At 67.5% G+C, this 19,380-nt stretch carries 16 protein-coding genes and 1 pseudogene; 7 read left to right on the top strand and 10 right to left on the bottom strand.

What is annotated here, in order from left to right:
- Window positions 1–8 precede the first annotated feature (8 nt).
- Window positions 9–1,103: a magnesium transporter CorA family protein gene (locus tag ACQ4L4_RS18865; protein WP_431100439.1), complete on the top strand. Its 1,095-nt coding sequence runs from the start codon at window positions 9–11 to the stop codon at window positions 1,101–1,103.
- Window positions 1,104–1,119: 16 nt separating this feature from the next.
- Here the strand turns inward: ACQ4L4_RS18865 and ybeY are convergent, their stop codons facing one another.
- Window positions 1,120–1,656, bottom strand: a complete 537-nt coding sequence (ybeY, locus tag ACQ4L4_RS18870) for an rRNA maturation RNase YbeY (protein ID WP_431100441.1) — start codon at window positions 1,654–1,656, stop codon at window positions 1,120–1,122.
- A 350-nt stretch (window positions 1,657–2,006) separates the two neighbouring features.
- Window positions 2,007–2,960: pseudogene (locus tag ACQ4L4_RS18875) on the bottom strand (PhoH family protein); the annotation flags it as partial.
- Between the two features lie 92 nt (window positions 2,961–3,052).
- On the opposite strand from ACQ4L4_RS18875, the gene ACQ4L4_RS18880 reads away from it, so the two are divergent.
- The 4 genes from ACQ4L4_RS18880 to ruvB all read left to right on the top strand — a co-directional run bounded on the left by ACQ4L4_RS18880 (window position 3,053) and on the right by ruvB (window position 7,096).
- Window positions 3,053–4,528 (top strand): sensor histidine kinase, encoded by a 1,476-nt coding sequence (locus tag ACQ4L4_RS18880; protein WP_431100442.1) that lies wholly within the window; start codon window positions 3,053–3,055, stop codon window positions 4,526–4,528.
- Between the two features lie 141 nt (window positions 4,529–4,669).
- The gene (locus ACQ4L4_RS18885; RefSeq protein ID WP_067069232.1) at window positions 4,670–5,323 is read left to right on the top strand and encodes a response regulator; all 654 of its coding nucleotides are present in this window, start codon (window positions 4,670–4,672) and stop codon (window positions 5,321–5,323) included.
- A 110-nt stretch (window positions 5,324–5,433) separates the two neighbouring features.
- Window positions 5,434–6,003 (top strand): Holliday junction branch migration protein RuvA, encoded by a 570-nt coding sequence (gene ruvA, locus ACQ4L4_RS18890; protein WP_431100443.1) that lies wholly within the window; start codon window positions 5,434–5,436, stop codon window positions 6,001–6,003.
- A 28-nt stretch (window positions 6,004–6,031) separates the two neighbouring features.
- Complete coding sequence (gene ruvB / locus ACQ4L4_RS18895) at window positions 6,032–7,096, top strand: Holliday junction branch migration DNA helicase RuvB (protein WP_377159691.1); 1,065 nt, start codon at window positions 6,032–6,034, stop codon at window positions 7,094–7,096.
- A 91-nt stretch (window positions 7,097–7,187) separates the two neighbouring features.
- Here ruvB and ACQ4L4_RS18900 read toward each other — a convergent pair whose 3' ends face one another.
- The 6 genes from ACQ4L4_RS18900 to ACQ4L4_RS18925 all read right to left on the bottom strand — a co-directional run bounded on the left by ACQ4L4_RS18900 (window position 7,188) and on the right by ACQ4L4_RS18925 (window position 14,022).
- Window positions 7,188–8,141: a porin gene (locus ACQ4L4_RS18900; protein ID WP_431100444.1), complete on the bottom strand. Its 954-nt coding sequence runs from the start codon at window positions 8,139–8,141 to the stop codon at window positions 7,188–7,190.
- Between the two features lie 126 nt (window positions 8,142–8,267).
- Entirely contained in the window at window positions 8,268–9,344 is a 1,077-nt protein-coding gene (locus tag ACQ4L4_RS18905; RefSeq protein ID WP_431100445.1) for a sterol desaturase family protein, read from the bottom strand.
- Between the two features lie 83 nt (window positions 9,345–9,427).
- On the bottom strand, window positions 9,428–10,105 hold the full coding sequence (locus ACQ4L4_RS18910; RefSeq protein WP_431100446.1) for a histidine phosphatase family protein: 678 nt from the start codon (window positions 10,103–10,105) through the stop codon (window positions 9,428–9,430).
- Window positions 10,106–10,459, bottom strand: a complete 354-nt coding sequence (locus ACQ4L4_RS18915) for a DUF1840 domain-containing protein (protein ID WP_431100447.1) — start codon at window positions 10,457–10,459, stop codon at window positions 10,106–10,108. It abuts the gene before it with no gap.
- A gap of 105 nt (window positions 10,460–10,564) precedes the next feature.
- Window positions 10,565–12,727 (bottom strand): putative bifunctional diguanylate cyclase/phosphodiesterase, encoded by a 2,163-nt coding sequence (locus ACQ4L4_RS18920; protein ID WP_431100448.1) that lies wholly within the window; start codon window positions 12,725–12,727, stop codon window positions 10,565–10,567.
- On the bottom strand, window positions 12,724–14,022 hold the full coding sequence (locus ACQ4L4_RS18925) for an HD-GYP domain-containing protein (protein ID WP_431100449.1): 1,299 nt from the start codon (window positions 14,020–14,022) through the stop codon (window positions 12,724–12,726). The genes ACQ4L4_RS18920 and ACQ4L4_RS18925 overlap by 4 nt, the downstream gene beginning before the upstream one ends.
- A gap of 200 nt (window positions 14,023–14,222) precedes the next feature.
- Here ACQ4L4_RS18925 and pcaF point away from each other — a divergent pair, with 200 nt between their 5' ends.
- Both pcaF and ACQ4L4_RS18935 read left to right on the top strand, forming a co-directional pair.
- On the top strand, window positions 14,223–15,422 hold the full coding sequence (gene pcaF / locus ACQ4L4_RS18930) for a 3-oxoadipyl-CoA thiolase (RefSeq protein ID WP_431100450.1): 1,200 nt from the start codon (window positions 14,223–14,225) through the stop codon (window positions 15,420–15,422).
- 570 nt (window positions 15,423–15,992) lie between these two features.
- Window positions 15,993–16,829, top strand: coding sequence for an IclR family transcriptional regulator domain-containing protein (locus ACQ4L4_RS18935; RefSeq protein ID WP_377159673.1), 837 nt, complete (start codon window positions 15,993–15,995; stop codon window positions 16,827–16,829).
- 97 nt (window positions 16,830–16,926) lie between these two features.
- Here ACQ4L4_RS18935 and ACQ4L4_RS18940 read toward each other — a convergent pair whose 3' ends face one another.
- Complete coding sequence (locus ACQ4L4_RS18940; protein ID WP_431100451.1) at window positions 16,927–18,450, bottom strand: 3-hydroxyacyl-CoA dehydrogenase; 1,524 nt, start codon at window positions 18,448–18,450, stop codon at window positions 16,927–16,929.
- A gap of 82 nt (window positions 18,451–18,532) precedes the next feature.
- Complete coding sequence (locus ACQ4L4_RS18945) at window positions 18,533–19,342, bottom strand: enoyl-CoA hydratase-related protein (RefSeq protein ID WP_431100452.1); 810 nt, start codon at window positions 19,340–19,342, stop codon at window positions 18,533–18,535.
- Window positions 19,343–19,380: the final 38 nt, after the last annotated feature.

Genomic DNA, 19,380 nt, shown 5'->3' on the forward strand with positions numbered 1-19,380 from the left:
ACCGACGCATGCGCATCTTCCATCTCAGCGACGCGCTCTACGAGGAGCTCGCCGCGCTGCCTGACGAACTCCCGCCCGAGGGTTTCCTGTGGATCGGGCTGCCGCGGCGCGAGTTCGAGCTCCAGCTCGGCACGCTGCAGCAGCGGCTGATGCGCTGGGCCGGCGCGCAACTGCTCGATCTGCATGTCTCGGATCTGATGAATCCGCAGCTGCCCTCGCATTTCGATTACACGAGCTCGTACGACCTGATGGTCTTCCGCCGGCTCGCGACGATGCCCGGCAGCGAGCAGTACCTGTCCGACGACGAGCCCCGACACGCCGCGGCGGTCAACGAGGCGCTGAAGGCCATCGACACGAGTCCGGTCGGCTTCGCCGTCTTCGACCGCGTGCTGATCACGGTGCATCCGGGAGAGTGCTCGCTGCGGGATCACTTCGCCGGCAAGCTCGGCGCGCAGCAGGAGGGTCGCGACCTGCGCGGCAGCACCCGCCTGCCCCACAGCCCGGCCGAGCTGATGCTGCGCATGGTCAACCACATGGTGGACAGCTACCTGGATCTGCGCCGGTTGCTGACCCGTCAGCTGACCACGTTGCAGAACCTGCTGCTCGATCGGCGCGGCCACTTCCGCGACTGGCCGGTGGTGCTGCACGCCCGCGACACGCTGTCGCGGCTGGAAGACCTCTGCGAGGACCAGCGCAGTGCCGTGCAGGAATGGATCGATGCGCTCGGCGAATGGCCCGTCGGCGATGCGCGCGCGGAGCGCGAGCGCGAGCTGCTGCGCGTGCGGTCGCGCGACGTGCTCGAACACGTCGAGCGGGTCCTGACCCATGTGCGGCGGCTGGAGACTTCAGCCGAGACTTCGGTGCAGATGCACTTCTCGCTCACCGGCGAGCGCACCAACAACATCATGCGGACGCTGACCGTGCTGACGGCCATCTTCCTGCCGCTGAACCTGATCACCGGCGTCTTCGGCATGAACTTCGACACCCTGCCGCTGATCCACCGGGCCACCGGCTTCTGGATCGCCGTCGGCGGCATGGTCGTCACCGCCCTCGCGCTCGGCGCCTTCTTCTGGCGCAAGCGCTACCTGGGCACGCAGCAGTAGCGCGCACGCGAAGCGCTCAGCGCTTCGCCTTCGCGACCTTGTCGACCTTTGCAGCCCTTGCGGGTTTTGCGCTCTTGGCCGGTTTCGCCGGTTCGGCCGGCTTGGCCTTCGCCGCCGCGTACGGATCGGCGAAGCCGAGGTCCAGCATGACCTCGGTCTCGCGTGCTTCCATGCACTCGGCCTCGTCCTCTTCCTCGTGGTCGTAGCCTTGCGCGTGCAGCGTGCCATGGACCAGCATGTGCGCGTAGTGCGCCGCGAGGTCCAGCCCCATCTCCTTCGCCTCGCGCTCGACGACCTCGGCGCAGATCACCAGGTCCGCGGCGACGACGGGCTCGTGCGTGTAGTCGAAGGTCAGCACGTTGGTCGCGTAATCCTTCGAGCGGTACTCGCGATTGAGCGACTGCCCCTCCTCCGCGTCGACGATACGGACGGTGATCTCACCCGGCAGTTCCAGCGCGGCGCGCATCCAGCGGATCACCTTGTGCCGCGGCAGCAGCGCCTTGTGGCGCGGGTCCGCGAACTGCAGCGACAAGCTCAATTCGGGGCGGCTCATCGCGCGGCTCCCTTTCGCGCGGACTTGCCGGCAGACTTGGCCGCCGCCTGTTTCGCAGCGGGCTTCTTGACGGCCACCTTTTTCGCGGCCACCTTCTTCGCGACAGTCTTCGTCGCGACGGGCTTCGTCGCCGAGCTCTTCGCCGCCGGCCTGGACGCGGGCTTCCTGGGGGGCGCCTTCTTCACCGTCGCGGGCGAAGGCGGCGGCGGCGGTGCCGATGGCGCCTCATCGAATCGAAGCGCCGCCTCGCGCATCCGCAATGCCCTCAGACGACGCTCTTCGCGCTCTTCCGCGAACTGCGCGCGATACTCTTCCTGCGCGCGCGCTTCCTCGCGCGCCAGCACTTCCGCCTGGTCCTCGTAAGCCTGCACGATGCGCGCGACCAGCGGATGACGCACGACGTCCGCGCGCGTGAAGCGCGTGATCGCGATGCCCTCGACACCGTCCAGCACCTGCTCCGCGTCGACCAGCCCGCTGTGCATGCCGCGCGGCAGGTCGATCTGGCTCGTGTCGCCGGTCACCACGCACTTGCTGCCGAAACCGATGCGCGTCAGGAACATCTTCATCTGCTCGGGCGTCGTGTTCTGCGCCTCATCGAGGATGACGAACGCATGATTCAGCGTGCGCCCCCGCATGAAGGCGAGCGGCGCGATTTCCAGCTGGCCCTTCTCGAACGCCTTGGTCACGCGATCGAAGCCCATCAGGTCGTAGAGCGCGTCGTAGAGCGGGCGCAGGTAGGGATCGACCTTCTGCGTCAGATCGCCGGGCAGGAAGCCGAGGCGCTCACCCGCCTCGACGGCCGGGCGCGTCAGGATGATGCGCTGCACGGTCGAGCGCTCCAGCGCGTCCACCGCGCAGGCCACCGCGAGGAAGGTCTTGCCCGTTCCTGCGGGGCCGATGCCGAAGCTGATGTCGTGCGACAGGATGCTGCGCAGGTAGAGATGCTGGTTGCCCGTGCGGCCGGCCAGGTCGGCGCGGCGCGTGCGCAGCACGATGTTGTCGCCATCCGCGTCCTCGCCGTTGGCAAGCTTCGTCGGCGCGGCCACGTCATTGGCGGCCTCGACGATCGCCAGACGCAGGCTCTCGCCGGGAATGGCCCGGTCGGCCCGCGCGTACAGCGACTCCAGCAAGGCGAGCGTGCGCTGCGCCGGAGCGCGGTCGCCCTCGATGTTGAAGTGCTCGGCGCGGTGGGTGATGCGCACGGTCAGCGCCGCCTCGATCTGGCGGAGATGCTCGTCCAGCGGGCCGCACAGGTGCGACAGACGCCGGTTGTCGGCGGGGGTGAAGGCGTGGCGCAGGTTCAAGGCGGAGGAGGCTCCGTATTCAGGGGGGTTGAGGGCGGTATTGTCGCGCGCCGGTGCGCCGCGCGCTTGCTGCGCCTGCACAATCGCCCCCCATGCACCGGATCACGGAACAACAAGGAGACGCCGGCCACAGCGATGCCGTGCCGGCACAGGGAGGATCCAGACCTGCGGCGTTCGGCGCCGCGGCCGCGCTGACATTGGCCGTGCCGGTCTGTCTCGCCCAGGTGGCGGGCGCGGCGGTCGCCGGCGCCGACGGCGTCACCGCCGATTCCTTCGCGACGCTATGGACGCGCCTGGCGCCACAGCTCGCCTACGGTCTGCAGTCCGCGCTGGTGCTGATGGCCTTCGTGCTGGGGTTGCTGATCTGGCAACGCCGCGCCCAGCGTCACATCAGCTGGCTGCTCGTGCTGATGCCGGGATGGGTCGTCACGGTCGGCCTCGCGCCCCTGTCGTCCTGGCGCACGGGGATCGCGGTGATCCTGGCGCCGTGGCTGCTGTGGTGCGCCGTCCATTACCTGATGCGGCGGATGCGACGACGCGATCGCCGCATGCATCGCGCGCTGCTGGCCCAGGCACTGCTCTTTCCTGCCGCCTTGCTGCTGCCGGTGCCGGCGACGCGCATCGCCTCCTTCGCGCTCTGGTGGTTGGGCGCCCAGCTGCTGGTCGCGATGGGCTGGCATCTCTGGCATCTGTGGCAGGACATGTTCCTCCCGACGCTGGAGGAGCGATACCCGCAGTCCGACTTCATCCTCAGCTGCGTGCTGATCGGCTTCGGCGCGCTCGCGGTGCTGGCCGCATGGACGCTACCGGGCAGCGGTCTGGCGGGCATCCTCGGGCCACTGTGCCTGCTGGGACTCGGCCTGCATCGCGTGCGCGAGTTCGCCCGCGCCCTCACGCAGTCCGAGCTCGCCGTCCTGCAAGGTGAGCTGCGTCTGCAGGAGCGCATCGCCGAGCTGGAGCGCCATTTCGATCAGGTCGCGGAAACCAAGCTGGAGCAGGTCACCGAACGCGAGCGCAAGCGCATCGCCGCCGACCTGCACGACGACCTCGGTGCGAAGCTGCTGACCATCGTCCACACCAGCGAGTCGGACCGGATCTCCACGCTCGCGCGCGAGGCGCTCGAGGAGATGCGACTGTCGGTGCGTGGCCTGACCGGCAAGCCGGTGCAACTGCTGGACGCGTTGGGGGACTGGCGCGCGGAGGTGGTCTCGCGCCTGGCCCAGGCCAACATCCTGGCCGAGTGGAAATCGCCCGCCGAGGACATCGAGCACACCTTCCCCGCCCGCGCCTACGTGCAGACGACGCGCATCCTGCGCGAATCGGTGAGCAACATCATCAAGCACAGCGGCGCCACGCATTGCGTGATCAGTTGCTCGGCGCAGGACGGTTACTTCTCGGTGGTGATCCAGGACAACGGCCAGGGCATTCCGCTGGAGCTTGAAGGTCGCCTGGACAAGGGACACGGCATGGCCAGCATGAAGGCACGCGCCAAGCAGATGCATGGTCAGTGCCTGGTCGAATCCGGCCCCGGTTGGGGCACCGTCATCCGGCTGACGATCCCGCTCTGATCGCATGCCAGCGTGATCCATTGCCGCCGGCGCCACAGTCCGGCGTTGATCAGGATGGTCAGTCCCTCCAGAAAGCCGTACCGTTGCAGGAAGTCAGCGAGCACTCCGCCCGCACGACAATCCTGAGCAAGAATCCGCGCCATGAACCACATCCTGCTCCTCGAAGACATTCCCGAAATCCGCGCCTGGCTCAAGGTCCTGGTCAAACAGGTCTTCGCCAACGCGGTCGTCACCGAGTGCTCGCGGGTGCAGGACGCATTGCAGCAGGTCAACTCGCAGCGCTTCACGCTGGCCCTGCTGGACCTGGGCCTGCCGGACGGTTCCGGGGTCGACGTGATCTCCGCGCTGCGCGAGAAACAGCCTGAAGTCCAGTCGGTGATCGTCACCATCCACGACGACGACGAGCACCTCTTCCCTGCCCTGCAGGCCGGTGCCTTCGGCTACCTGCTCAAGGAGCAGTCGCGCGAACTGCTGGTCGAGCAGCTCCAGCGCATCAGCCAGGGGGAGCCGCCGCTGTCCCCGTCGATCGCGCGCAAGGTCATCGCCTACTTCACGTCGCAACGCCGGCCACAGGCCGCGCAGGTGCTGCACGAGGTCTCGCTGACGGACCGCGAGACGGAAGTGCTGCTGCGCGTCGCCAAGGGCTTCACGCTGCCCGAGATCGGCGTGCAACTGGGCCTGTCGCGCCACACGATCGCCGATTACGTGAAGCAGATCTACCGCAAGCTCAATGTGAGCTCGCGCGCCGAGGCGGCGCTGGAAGCACAGCGCCTGGGGCTTTTCGGCCGCAACTGAGCGCTTTGCGCGCCGGATCTCGAGGCCTGGCCGCACGCCTCGGGAAAATACTGGACAAACATCCAGCAAATCGCCGTCGAATCGCCGCCGAACGCGGATAATCCGCGCCCATGATCGGCAAGCTCACCGGCGTCATTGCGGAAAAATCGCCCCCGCAGGTCCTCATCGACGTGCAAGGCGTCGGCTACGAAGTCGACGTGCCGATGAGCACCTTCTTCAATCTGCCGGGCCTGGGCGAGCCCGCCACGCTGCTGACGCACCTGAGCATCCGCGAGGATGCCCACGTCCTCTTCGGCTTCCTCACCGCCGAAGAGCGCAGCACCTTCCGTCTGCTGATCAAGATCAGCGGCGTCGGCCCCAAGATGGCGCTGTCGCTGCTGTCAGGCATGTCGGTCGGCGACCTGGCGCAGGCCGTGTCCCGGCAGGAGGCCGGCCGTCTCGTGAAGGTCCCGGGCATCGGGAAGAAGACGGCCGAACGGCTGCTGCTGGAACTCAAGGGCAAGCTAGGCCCCGACCTGTCGCTGCCGGTGTCCGTGGCCAACGACGCGCAGGCCGACATCCTCCAGGCGCTGGTCGCGCTGGGCTACAGCGAGAAGGAAGCCGGTACCGCGCTGAAGACGCTGCCGGGGGACATTGGCGTCAGTGAAGGCATCAAGCTGGCGATGAAGCACCTGTCATGAATCCGCGCGCGCGGCGTACCCTCCCACCATGAGCATCCAGACCGACGACTTCACGCCCGCGCCGCAACAGGCCCGCCTGATCAGCGCACAACCGGCGTCGCCGAACGAGGACGCGATCGAGCGCGCACTGCGCCCCAAGCTGCTCGACGAGTACGTCGGCCAGGCCAAGGCACGGGAGCAGTTGGAGATCTTCATCGGCGCCGCGAAAAAGCGTCGCGAGGCGCTCGATCACGTGCTGCTGTTCGGACCGCCGGGATTGGGCAAGACGACGCTGAGCCACATCGTCGCCGCGGAACTGGGCGTCAACCTGCGCCAGACCAGCGGGCCGGTCCTGGAAAAGCCCAAGGACCTCGCCGCCATCCTGACCAACCTCGAGCGCAACGACGTGCTGTTCATCGACGAGATCCACCGGCTTTCGCCGGTCGTCGAGGAGATCCTCTATCCGGCGCTGGAGGACTATCAGATCGACATCATGATCGGCGAAGGCCCGGCGGCCCGTTCGATCAAGCTTGACCTGCAGCCGTTCACACTGATCGGCGCGACCACACGCGCCGGCATGCTGACCAACCCGCTGCGCGATCGCTTCGGCATCGTCGCTCGGCTGGAGTTCTACACGGCCGATGAACTGCAGCGCATCGTGACGCGGTCTGCGTCGCTGCTCGGCGCACCGATCGAGCCGGCAGGCGCGCTCGAGGTCGCGCGGCGTTCGCGCGGCACGCCGCGGATCGCCAACCGGTTGCTGCGTCGCGTCCGCGATTACGCCGACGTCAAGGCCGACGGCACGATCACCCGCACGATCGCGGAGAAGGCGTTGGCGATGCTGGACGTCGATCCGCTGGGCTTCGACCTGATGGACCGCAAGTTGCTGGAGGCGGTGGTGCACCGCTTCGACGGCGGGCCGGTGGGGCTGGACAACGTCGCTGCGGCGATCGGCGAAGAGCCCGGCACCATCGAGGACGTCATCGAGCCTTATCTGATCCAGCAGGGCTTCCTGCAGCGCACCCCCCGCGGGCGGATCGCAACGCTGGCGGCGTATCGCCACCTCGGCGTCGCTCCGCCGAAGCAGGCGGGGCAGTTGTTCGAGCTTGAATGAGCGCCGGGGGAACCTGCAAGACAACAGGCGCACCGACGCACCAATGAAAAAGGCGCTCCGAGGAGCGCCTTTCTGCTTCGTGATCCGGAGATCAGAAGTTGTGACGAACGCCCAGGGCGAACGAGTTCAGGTCGTCGCGCTTGTTCGCGGTGGTGGCGTCCACGGCGGTGTAGAACGCGTAGACCTTGGTGCGCTTGCTCAGGTTGTAGTTGTAGGCCAGCGTGTATTGCTTGCCACCGTTACGACCACTGTTGAACGAGTACGCGCCCGCCTTGGTGCCACCGACGTTCAGGTGGAATTCCGATTGGCCCAGCGTGTACATCACGGCAGCACGGCCGATCCAACGCGAATCCTTCGCGCCGGCCGACTGCGGCGTGCCCGACTCTTCGCGCTGCGCGTAGCCGCCGAAGGTGAAGGCGCCCAGTTCATACAGGCCGCGGATCGCGTACTGCTTGGCGCTGCCTTGCTTGCTGTAACCAGCACCCAGGTGCACCGGGCCTTGGTCGTAGTTCAGGGCGACGTCGTAACCGCGCGGGTCGACGCCTTCACCGGCGTGCAGCGTGAACTCGCCGTTGAAGCCGCTGATGTTCGGCGTGAAGTAGCCGACCTTGTTGGTCTGCGTGAAGCCGGCACCCGAGTACAGCTTGTCTTCCGACGTGCCGGTGTCGTGGTTGTGCATCGACACGTAGTCCGCCGTGGCGTAGTACGAGCCCGGCGTCCAGCGGCCCAGACGGATCGCGCCGAAATCGCCGGCCAGTTGCACGCTGGCTTCACGGTTCCAGAACGCCGAGCTGGTCTGGCGACCGTCGTCCGAGTTCAGACCGTGTTCCAGCGCGAAGCTGGCCTTCAGGCCGCTGCCCAGATCTTCCGTGCCCTTGAAGCCCAGGCGGGAGTTGTTGTTGATCACCGAGGCGACGCGATCGGCATTGCCGGTCTTGATGCTTTCCACCGAGGTGTTGATACGGCCCCAGAGCGTGACGGAGCTCTGCGCGAACACGGGAGCGGAAAGAGCCGCGATGGCCGCAGCGAATGCAATCTTTTTCATACCCACCTTCATCCAGTTGGAGGTTTCAGCCGGTCTGGCTCAATGGCTTTACTGCAAGGTGTGCGGAGTATAGAAGTGCGTTGCACGCACCCATAACGCCCGACGCAAAATTGCAACAGTTCCCCGTTAGGGGTGAACGAGGGGGTCGGCGGGTGATAGCAGACGCGCGGTCAGCACCTGTCCCGCCAGAAGTCCGGCGAGGACGGCGATCTGCTCGATCGGACCAAGTCGATGGGCGTTCCAGAGGAACAGCGCGACGGCGACGAGCAGCAGCAGGAACATCACTCCCGCTGCCCAGGCGTGCGAGGACGCGACCTTCGGGTCGAACAGCGGCCTGGTGTGCGGGTCATATCCGGGCGCTATGCGGGCGCCGACACCGGGCTCCCAGTGCGCCGGCTCCCACCAGAGGCGCAACTTGTCCCGCCAACGCGTCGTGCGTCGCGTCTTGGCCAGCAGCTTGGCGTAGACCTGGACATTGGCGGTCCAGGGGTTCCAGCTCTTCAGCGCATCCCGGGTGCCGTAGACGCAGGGCTCGCGATCCAGTTCCTCCTGGAAGCTGCCGAACATCCGGTCCCAGATGATGAGGATTCCGCCGTAGTTGCGATCAAGATAGGGATCGTTGACGGCATGATGCACGCGGTGATTGGACGGCGAGCAGAACCAGCGGTCGAACCAGCCGAGCTTGCCGATCTGCTGCGTGTGCACCCAGAACTGGTACAGCAGGTCGATCAGCGCGACGACTGCGTAGACCAGCGGTGGGAAGCCGAGGATCGCCATCGGCATGTAGAAGATCCAGCCCACCAGCCAGCCACTCCCGGTCTGGCGCAATGCGGTGGAAAGGTTGTAGTCCTCGCTCTGGTGGTGGACGGCATGCGCAGCCCAGAGCAGCGCGGTCGTGTGGCCGAGCCTGTGGTGCCAGTAGTAGAGGAAGTCGTACAGCAGCAGCCCCAACAGCCAGACCCACCAGGCGCCTGCGTCGAGGTGGGTCAAGGCCGCCCGTTCGAAGACCCAGGTGTAGATCCCCAGCGTGAAGAGTTTGGTCAGCACGCCCACCACCTGGCTGAGCATGCCCAGTGCAATGCTGCTCACTGCATCGTTCAGGCGGTAGGTGTTGCGGCCGCGGCGCAGGCCGACCCAGTACTCAAGCCCGATCAGGGCGAAGAACACCGGCGTGGCCAGCACGATGATCTGTGCGTCGGTCATGTGTCTCCTCGATGAGCGCTCGATGCGGCGCTTCTGTCGATCTCCGCGGCCGCCGTCCCTCGTGGGAGCCGGCGATCCGGCGCTCAGGCCTTGGCTGTCGCCGTCGCGGCCGGCATGAAGCCCGGCACGCCAGGATCATCCAGCGTCAGGCCTTGCAAATGGTGATCATCGTTCCATCCGACCAGGCTGAATCCTTGCGGCGAGTACAGCAGCCGGTTGATGCTCGTGTTGCCGAGGACCCAACTGCGCGGCGCCTGCAGGTCGATGCGGGTCGCGGCCCGGTATAGGCAGTCCATCACCCCGCCGTGCGCAACGATCGCGATCGTCTGCCCCGCATGCGCCTCGGCCAGTTCGGACACGACGGCGACGCAACGCGCGTACAGCGTGGTCAGGCTCTCGCCGCCGGGCGGCTCGAAGTCCGGCTCACGCCGGCGCCAGCGGAGGGCGTCCTCAGGAAAACCGGATTCGATCTCGGTCCAGAGCTTGCCCTCGTGGATGCCGAAAGCGCGCTCCCTCAGTCGCTCATCGAACTGGACATCGATGCCGTGCGGCGCCGCCAGATGCCGGGCCGTCACCGCGGCACGATCCAGGTCGCTCGCGTAGATCGCGTCGATCGGATGGTCGGCCAGCGCGGCACCGAGCCGCTCGGCCTGGCGCTCGCCCAGCGCGTTCAGCGGGAGGTTCAAGTGGCCCTGCAAACGGCCTTCGCGGTTCCACGCGGTCTCGCCATGCCGGATGGCCAGGATCAGGGTCGAGTCCACTCAGACGCCCCAGACCACGTCGGTGCTGGCGGCCTGCGCGGTACGCATCAGTTCCAGCAGCGGCCACAGGCGCTGGCGCAAGGTGACCTCGGGCTTGGGCGGCGGTTTGCGGCCGTCGGCCAGGGCCTCGTCGGCGGCACGATCCAGCGCTCGCTGCTCCTCGGCAATCGCGGACTCTCCCTGCGCGATCAGCGCGGGCAGGTCAGACGCCTGGAGAATCCCCTGGGGCGCGGGACTGCGGCCCAGGGCCTGCAGCGCTTGCTCGCCATGGGCGGCCAACATGATGACATCAGCCCCGGCCTTCGACTTGAACTTGTACAGCACGCGTGTCTCCCGGCCGTCAACGGCGGCCATCGGCGCATTGTGCCGCCCTCGCGCGGAAGGCAGTGGAGAGACCTCCCGACCCCGTTTCGCCCGATCTCCGGGTCGATCCCGATGCAGCTTCGAGCGCAGTGCGGCTCACCCGCCGCGCAACAGATGCACGGACGCGCGCGCGGCACGCGGCGCCACCGCCTGTCCGCGGGCCAGCCTTCCGGCCTCCGCCTGCGCCGCGATCTGGGTTTGACGCTCCTCGAAGGCCCGCGTCTCCAGCGCCGGCGCACACAGGAAGCCCTGGTACTCGTGGCAGCCACAGCGAGCCAGGAAGTCGCGCTGCGCCTCGGTCTCGACACCCTCGGCGATGACTTTCAGGTTCAGCGCGCGGCCCATCTGGACGATCGCGTTGACGATGCCTGCATCGCTCGCGTCCCCCGGCAGCCCCTTGACGAAGCTGCGGTCGATCTTGAGGCGCTGGATCGGGAAGCGCTTGAGGTAGCCCAGGCTGGAGTAGCCGGTACCGAAATCGTCGATGGCCGTCAGCACACCGAGTTCCGACAGCGCCTCCATCCGATGCAGGGCTTCTTCGGCATCGCGCAGCAGGACGGATTCGGTCAGCTCCAGCTCCAGCAGCGACGGCGGCAGGTCGTAAGCGCGCAGCGCCTGTGCCACCTGCTCGACGAACTGCGTCTGCTGGAACTGCAGCGCCGACACGTTGACCGCCACCGGTACGCGCAGCCCCTTCTGGAGCCAGGCCGCGGCCTGCGCCACCGCCTGCTGCAGCACCCATTGACCGATCGCGACGATGAAGCCGCTCTCCTCGGCCACGGGGATGAACTCGGACGGCGGCACGTCGCCGCGCAGCGGATCGCGCCAGCGGATCAGCGCCTCGGCACCGATGAGCTCGCCGGTCTCCAGCGAGACCTGCGGCTGGAAGTGCAGGCGGAACTCGTGTTCCTGGAGCGCCTGTCGCATCGCGTGGTCCAGCCGCATGCGCGACAGCAAGTCCACGTCCTTGCGCGGCTGGTGGAAGCGGAAGGCACTGCGGCCACTTTCCTTGACCCAGTGCATGGCGCGCTCGGCACTGGCCAGCAGTTCCTCGGCGCTGGCGCCGTCGCCGGGGAACAGCGCGATGCCGGTGCTGCAGGTGACCGTGAAGCTCAGCGTGTCGAAGCAGAACGGGCGTGACATCGCCTCCTGGACCCGACGCGCCGCGTGCTCGGCGCCGCGGGCATCCGCCTGGTGGATCAGGAGCGCGAACTCATCGCCATCAAGCCGCGCGACGGTGTCGACCTCGCGCAGCGACTCCTTCAGGCGCAGCGCCACTTCCTTCAGGACGCGGTCCCCGTAGGAGTGGCCTAGCGTGTCGTTGATCTGCTTGAAACGGTCGAGGTCGACGTTGAGCAGCGCGAACGGGGTCGTCTCGCGGCGTGCCATGGCCTGCGCGTAGTCGACGCGTTCCATCAGCGCGCGACGATTCGGCAGCCCGGTGAGCATGTCGTTGTGCGACAGCTCTTCAATGCGCTGGTGCGCGGCGAGCTTCTCGCTGAGGTCGCGGAACGAGTAGACGCGGCCGATCGGCCGGCCCCGGCTCCACTGCGGCAGCGATACGCGCTCGAGCACGCGGCCGTCGATCAGCTTGATGTTGTCGCTGGTGTGCAGCAGCGGTGATTCCTGGATCGCGCCGAGCCGCAGGGCGTAGGCGGCACCGTCGACGACGCTGCGCCGCATCCAGGCCTGGACGGCGTCGTCATTGCGGTCGTTGAGCAGGTCTTCGGGGATGCCCCACAGCGAGGCCAGCCGCTGGTTGAAGCTGCGGATCCGGCCGGCCAGGTCCGTGACCAGGATGCCATCCGCGGTGGATTCGAGCGTGGCGCGCAGTTCGGCGAGCAGCGTCTCTCGCTCCTCGTCATGCTGGCGCTGCTGGGTCTGGTCGCGCATCGCGATCAGCCACAGGCCGTCGCCCTGCGCTTGCGCGACGTAGCTGATGCGGCGGGAGACCCACAGCATGCGCCCGTCGGCGTGACGCATCATCGTGTCGGTGTGCAGGCTCTCGCGACGGCCGATCGCGGCGTCCATCCAGAACAGCGCATCCTCCGGCGTGGCAGCCAGCGATTCGACGCTGCTTCCGACCAGGTCCCTGGCCTGCAGTCCGAGCAACTGCTGCGATGCGTGGTTGACTGCCACAACGCTATGCGTGCGCGCGTCCACGAGCCACACCGCCTCCTGCAGGCCGTCGATCAGCGGCAGGAACGCGGTGTTGAACACCGCGGGAGATGCGGCGGTGGCTCGGGTCGGCAGATTCACGCAGCCATCTCCCCGGGGGGTGACGGCGGGAGGGAGGTCGCACCGGCGGACTCGAAGAAGTAGGCGATGCGGCTGCGCGGGCTGAGATAGTCCAGCGAGGCGCGCGGCAACTGCTGCGGCTTGACGCTGCGGCGGATGCCGAGGTCGGGCAGCTCTTCCAGGTTCAGCACCAGCGCCTCGTCGCGCGGCACCTTGGGGTCGTGGACCATGACCTTGGGCTTGAGCGGGCGCGACGAGTTGACGGCCACGACCAGCGCGTAGCGGTCGTCGGTCAGCTGCACGGCGGAGCCCGGCGGATACACGCCCATCATCCGGATGAAGGCGTTGAGCATGGTGGCGTCGAAACGGCTGCGTCCCTGCGCGAACATCAGGGATAGCGCTTCGTGCGGGGTCATTGCCTTGGAGCTGAGCAGCGGATTGCACAGCCCGTCGAAACGGTTGACGAGCGCCACAATGCGGGCGCCGATGCTCATGCGGTCGGCGTTCAGGCGCTGCGGGAAACCGCTGCCGTCGGCGTGCTCATGATGCTGCGCGATGATCAGCAGCGGCCCGGCCCCCACGCCCATCTTCTGCCCCAGCACCACCCCCTTGGCGACGTGCTGCTGGTAGGCGGCGACCTCGGCGGCGGTGAAGCTGTCGTCACGGTGACGGAAGCGGGCGGTCAGCTCCATCTTGCCGATATCGTGGAGCAGCGCGCCTTGTCCGAGGTCCAGCATCTCGTCGCGGCCGAGGCCGAAGGCGCGGCCCAGCAGCATCGCGATCACGGCGACGTTGAGCGCATGCGCGGTGCCGCGGTCGCCGGCGCCTTCGTTGAGCAGCCGGATGTTGATGTCGCCCTCGACCAGCATCTTGTCCAGCAGCGCGCGGGACAACGCGGACGACCGGTCGCGCGCGTCCGTCGGCTCGCGCGGCACCAGGTCCATCAGGTCGCGCAGGGCACTCGCAGCCTCGGCGTACTGGCGCTCGCACAGCAGCAGCGCCTCGCGCTGCTCGGCCAACAGGCGGCGATGGCGTTCACGGACCTCGTCCTCGGCGCTGCGGTTTTCCTCGACGACGGCCGCTGCGGGCAACGGCGCGGGCATCGGCGTCGCGTCCAGCGGCAGGTCGCTCTTGCCCGGACTCCAGCGCACCTGCTTCAGGCCAAGGCGACGAAGAATCAGCAGTTGCTCTTCCGAACTCAGCTTGAAGCTGCTGAGCGGAAACGGATGCGACATCCAGCCGAGGTCGAGATGGATGAACATCCCGACTTTCAGCTGGTTCACATCGATGAGCGGGTCTGCCGATCTGTCCTTCATTCTTGTAGTTCCGCGTCCCGGTTCGGACGCCCTCGTCAGCAGCTTCGGCTGCGGAGGGGCGCAACTTAAATCAAAAGCGCGTCAACCGTACGGTGTTTCGCATGATCACGAGGGGATCGTGCAACTTGTCACAGGTTTTTCCTGTGCCCGCCTATGATCCTCCGAACCTCGCATTCTCATAAAGATACAGGAGACTTTTCATGCACGCCTTCATCTGCGATGCGCAGCGCACCCCTTTCGGGCGTTACGGCGGCGCCCTGTCGTCGATTCGCGCGGACGATCTGGGTGCGGTGCCGATCCAGGCCCTGATGGCGCGTCACCCCTCATTGGACTGGGAAGCGCTGGACGACGTGTTCTACGGCTGCGCGAATCAGGCGGGCGAAGACAACCGCAACGTGGCGCGCATGTCCGCCCTGCTGGCTGGCCTGCCCATCGGCGCGCCCGGCGTGACGCTGAACCGGCTGTGCGGCTCCGGCATGGACGCCGTCGGCAGCGCCGCCCGAGCGATCCGGGCCGGAGAAGCCCACCTGATGATCGCCGGCGGCGTCGAGAGCATGAGCCGCGCGCCCTTCGTCATGCCCAAGGCGGAGACCGCATTCTCCCGCGCCAGTGCCATCCACGACACCACCATCGGCTGGCGTTTCATCAATCCGAGGATGAAGGCGCAGTACGGCGTCGACGCGATGCCGGAGACAGCCGAGAACGTCGCCGTCGATTTCGCCATCGAGCGCGACGCGCAGGACCGCATGGCGCTTGCCAGCCAAACCAAGGCGCTGGCCGCGCAGCGCAGCGGTTTCTTCGACGCGGAGATCTGCCCGGTCACGATTCCCCAGAAGAAGGGCGATGCCGTCGTCGTGCGCCAGGACGAGCACCCGCGCGAGACCAGCCTGGAGGCGCTGGCCAAGCTCAAGGGTGTCGTCCGACCGGACGGTAGCGTGACTGCGGGTAACGCGTCCGGGGTCAATGACGGCAGCTGCGCGCTGCTGATGTCCAGCGAAGCCGGGATCGCCCGGCACGGCCTGACCCCGCGGGCACGCGTGCTCGGCATGGCGACGGCCGGCGTTGCGCCGCGCATCATGGGCATCGGCCCTGCGCCGGCGACGCGGAAGGTCCTGGCCCAGGTCGGCCTGACCCTGGACCAGATGGACGTCATCGAGCTGAACGAAGCCTTCGCCGCCCAGGGCTTGGCAGTGCTGCGAGACCTCGGCCTGCAGGACGACGACGCCCGCGTGAACCCCAACGGCGGTGCGATCGCGCTGGGCCACCCGCTCGGCGCCAGTGGCGCCCGGCTGGTCACGACGGCGATCAACCAGCTCCACCGGATCCAGGGCCGCTACGCGCTGTGCACGATGTGCATCGGCGTGGGCCAGGGCATCGCGGTCGTCGTCGAGCGCCTCTGACCGGCTCGGGAGCCGGCGGCGACCGGCTCCTTGTCCCTCGTTCATGGCTGAACCCGGCACTCCGGTCAGCGTTTGAAGATTCCAGCAGTCGCCCAGGTTGTCCGACCTCATTTTGGTGCAGCGCGGGAGCGCTGATCAAGCCGGCCACTGCGAACGGACCCATAGCCAAAGGTTGGGGGCGGCAAAGAAATAGTCATGGGCGCACGTAGGACCACGTAGGCGCCAATCGCACACCGCGTGTGATACTGACTTCGTTTGATGGCGCATACCGCTCATATATGTCGGGTATGCGGTGACAAGCATGATGTCTGACTCTTGACCGCCTGCTTAGCGACCACCGACCGCGGTTTCGCGCACCTTTTTCCCGCTGAACGCCCACGTACACCACCTGACCAAGGCGGTGGGGCGTTCTGCGCAGAAAATGCACCAACTTGATGCATTGGCGTGCGATTGGCGGATAAAACATTTGCCCTGGCAAACATTCTTCACAGGGTTGTCCCTATAGTCGTGGACATCACCTGCTTACGCCCAGCAGATTTGGGCGTCAAACGCACGTCCTCCCTCCCCGCCATGTCCGCTGCACGAGCCCACGATGATGAACTGACCGCCATCCAGGCGGTCGTCCCCTCCCCTGACGCTGAAGTCCGTACCGGTCCGCTGAAGCGTGATCTGGTGGCCGGCCTGGAAAAAGGCCTGGCCGTGATCGAAGCCTTCGATCAGGAACGCCCCAGACTGACCATCAGCGAGGTCGCCGGCCGTACCGGCCTGACCCGCGCGGCCGCCCGCCGCTACCTGCTGACGCTGACCCATCTGGGCTTCGTCTCGCAGGACCGCAAGATGTTCGCGCTGACCCCGAAGGTGCTTCGCCTGGGCCAGAGCTACATGCACTCCGCCCGCCTGCCGCGCATCATCGAACCCGAGCTGCACAAGCTGGCATATGCGATGAAGGAAGCCTCGTCGGCCGGCGTGCTGGACGGCAACGACGTGATCTGCATCTCGGCGACGAGCGCGGGCCGCGTGGTCTCCCCGACGCTGCAGCCAGGCACTCGCGTGCCGGCCTACTGCACCGGCAACGGCCGCGTGCTGCTGGCGGCCCAGCCGCAAGCGGAAGTCGACGCCTTCATCGCCCGCCAGGAACTGACCGCGCTGACCCCGCACACGATCACGCATCCGGAACGCCTGCGCATCGAGATCGCCCGCGCCCGCGCCCAGGGCTACGCGCTGATCGACCAGGAGCTGGAGCAAGGCCTGCGCTCGGTGGCCGTGCCGCTGAAGAACTACAAGGGCGACACCGTCGCCGCGATGGCCATCAGCGTCCACGCGACGCGCATGAGCATGGAGCAGATGGTCGAGCACTGCCTGCCGCCGCTGCTGCAGGCGCAAGCGCACCTGCGCATGCTGCTCTGAGGCGTCCGGACAGATCTAGGAAGCGCCAATGAAAAAGCGACCCGCGGGTCGCTTTTTTCATGTCCGGATCCAGGTCCGGTCGCTGCTGTCCTGTCGCTCAAGCCCACAGGCGCTGCCGCAGCAGCGGGCTGACGCGGTAGCGCTCGCTGCGATACGCGTCGAAGAGCCCGTCGAGCATGTCGACGACGACCGACGCACCGAGCAGCGCGAGCCATTCGAAGGGGCCTGCCGGATAGTTGACGCCGAGTTTCATCGCCGTGTCGGCGCCGGCCTCGTCGCAGACTCCTTGCCAGACCGCGTCAGCGCCTTCGTTGACGAGCATCGCGATCGTCCGCGCAACGGCGAGTCCGGGCACGTCGCGCAGGACCAGAGGCTCCCAGCCGAGGCTGCGCAGCAGCGTTTCGGCGCGCGTCCGCAAGGCCGCCTCGATGCGCGGCGCAAAGGCGATGGCCAGGCCGTCGATGCGGTCAGGAACCAGCGGCCAGTCGATCACGGCCAGGCCAGGCTGGCTGCGCTCATGCGCCAGCTGTGCGGCGCAACGCCCTCGAGTGAAGTGCAACTGCAGACCCTCGATGGCCACGCCATGCCAGTCCGCCGTCAGATCGCGCTCGAACGTGACGCCGCGCGTCATCATCCAATCGCCGAGCCGGTCGATCAACACGCCCTGTCCCGCCAGCGTGACCACACCGACGTCCTCCTCGGCGGGAGCGGCCGGTGGCGCGACGGCGGGCACCCCGTTGTAAAAGCCCTTGCCGGACTTGCGTCCCAGTCGGCCGCCGTCGACCAGCGCCTTTTGCACCAGCGACGGCTGATATCGCTTGTCGCCGAAGTTGGCCTCGAACACCGACTGCGTCACCAGGTAGTTGGTGTCGTGTCCGATCAGATCCATCAACTCGCAAGGCCCCATGCGAAAGCCGGCGCCGCGCAGCGCGCGGTCCAGTTGCGCCGGTGAGCCGGCCTGTTCCTGCAGCAACGCGAGCGTTTCGGCGTAGTACGGCCGCGCGATGCGGTTCACGATGAACCCCGGCGTCGACTTCGCGTGCACCGGCGTCTTGCCCCAGCGGCGCGACAACTGTTCGATCGCCGACGCGGCGGTGGAGGCGGTCTCCGCGCCTCCGACCACCTCGACGAGCTTCATCTGCGGCACCGGATTGAAGAAGTGCATGCCGACCAGGCGGCGCGGCGTCGCCATCCCGTTGGCGAGCGCGGTGATGCTGATCGAAGAGGTGTTGGACGCGATCAGCGCATCGGGCGGCAGCAGGGCGTCGAGTTCACGCAGCAGCGCCTGCTTGGGCTCGAGCTTCTCGACGATCACCTCGATCACAAGCGCCGCGTCTTTCAATTCAACCGTCGCCGCGGCCGGCGAGAGCCGACCCATCGCCGCGTCGCGTTCCGCCGCCTCCAGGCGCCCCTTGGACACGAGTCCGTCCAGCGCCTTGCCTATCTGCGCGATCGCCGCAGCGGCGGCGCCCTCACGCAGATCCATCAGCTGGACCGGGTGACCGGCCTGCGCCGCCACCTGCGCGATGCCCGCGCCCATCACGCCCGCGCCGATCACCGCCACCGGCGCCTGCGCGGCTTCGGCCGTCGCGATGCGCCAGGATCCCGTCGATTTCGCCATTGCTGTCTCCTGATCTTCTCTTCGTGTCTCGCCATCGATCCTGCGAAGCGGCGCATCGCGCGCCGACCCGCGTCCCGTCACCTCACGCTGCACCGTCGGGCTTCGGCGCCCAGGCGGGAGGTCGTTTGGCGAGGAATGCGGCGAAGCCCTCCTTCGCCTCGGCGCCCATGCGCACGCGGGCGATGGTCTGTGCCGTCAACTCGCGGACCTCGCCGCTCACCGGTCCGACCTCGAGCTGCGCGAACAGCGTCTTGATCTCCGCCTGCGCCTGAGGGCCGTTCATCAGCAGCTCCGCGATCCAGCGCTCAACGGCGCCGTCAAGTCCGCCGGCCGCGTCGCTCTCGACGACCTCATGCAACAGGCCGATTCTCAGTGCCTCGGCGGCGGCAATGCGACTGGCGGTCAACGCCAGCCGACGCGCCTCACGCGGGCCGACGGCGTTGATCACGTAGGGGCCGATCACCGACGGAAGGATCCCGAAGCGGGCCTCGCTGACGGCGAACTGCGCGCCGGCCGTGGCGACGGCGATGTCGCAGGCCAGCGTCAATCCGACGCCCCCACCCAGCGCCACGCCGTGGACCTTCGCGATCGTCGGTTTCGGGCAGCGGGCGATGCGGTCCAGCATGCCGGAGAATCGGCGCGCGTCCTCGACGTTCCAGTCCTGCGTCGCTTCCGACGCGCGCTTCATCCACTGGAGATCGGCACCGGCGCTGAAGGCCTTGCCGGCGCCCTCCAGCACCACGATCCGGACGGCAGGATCCTGGCCGAGTCGCACGAAAGCGGCATCGAGGTCCGCGATCATCACTTCATCGAAGGCGTTGAACACCTCGGGCCGGTTCATCGTCACGCGGGTCACGCCACGCGCGTCGGTCGTTATCTGCAGGGTCTCCACGATGCAGTCTCCGTTGTGATCAATGGAGTATCGCAGCC

Source organism: Roseateles noduli, assembly GCF_050626985.1.
GTDB lineage: Bacteria > Pseudomonadota > Gammaproteobacteria > Burkholderiales > Burkholderiaceae_C > Roseateles > Roseateles noduli_A.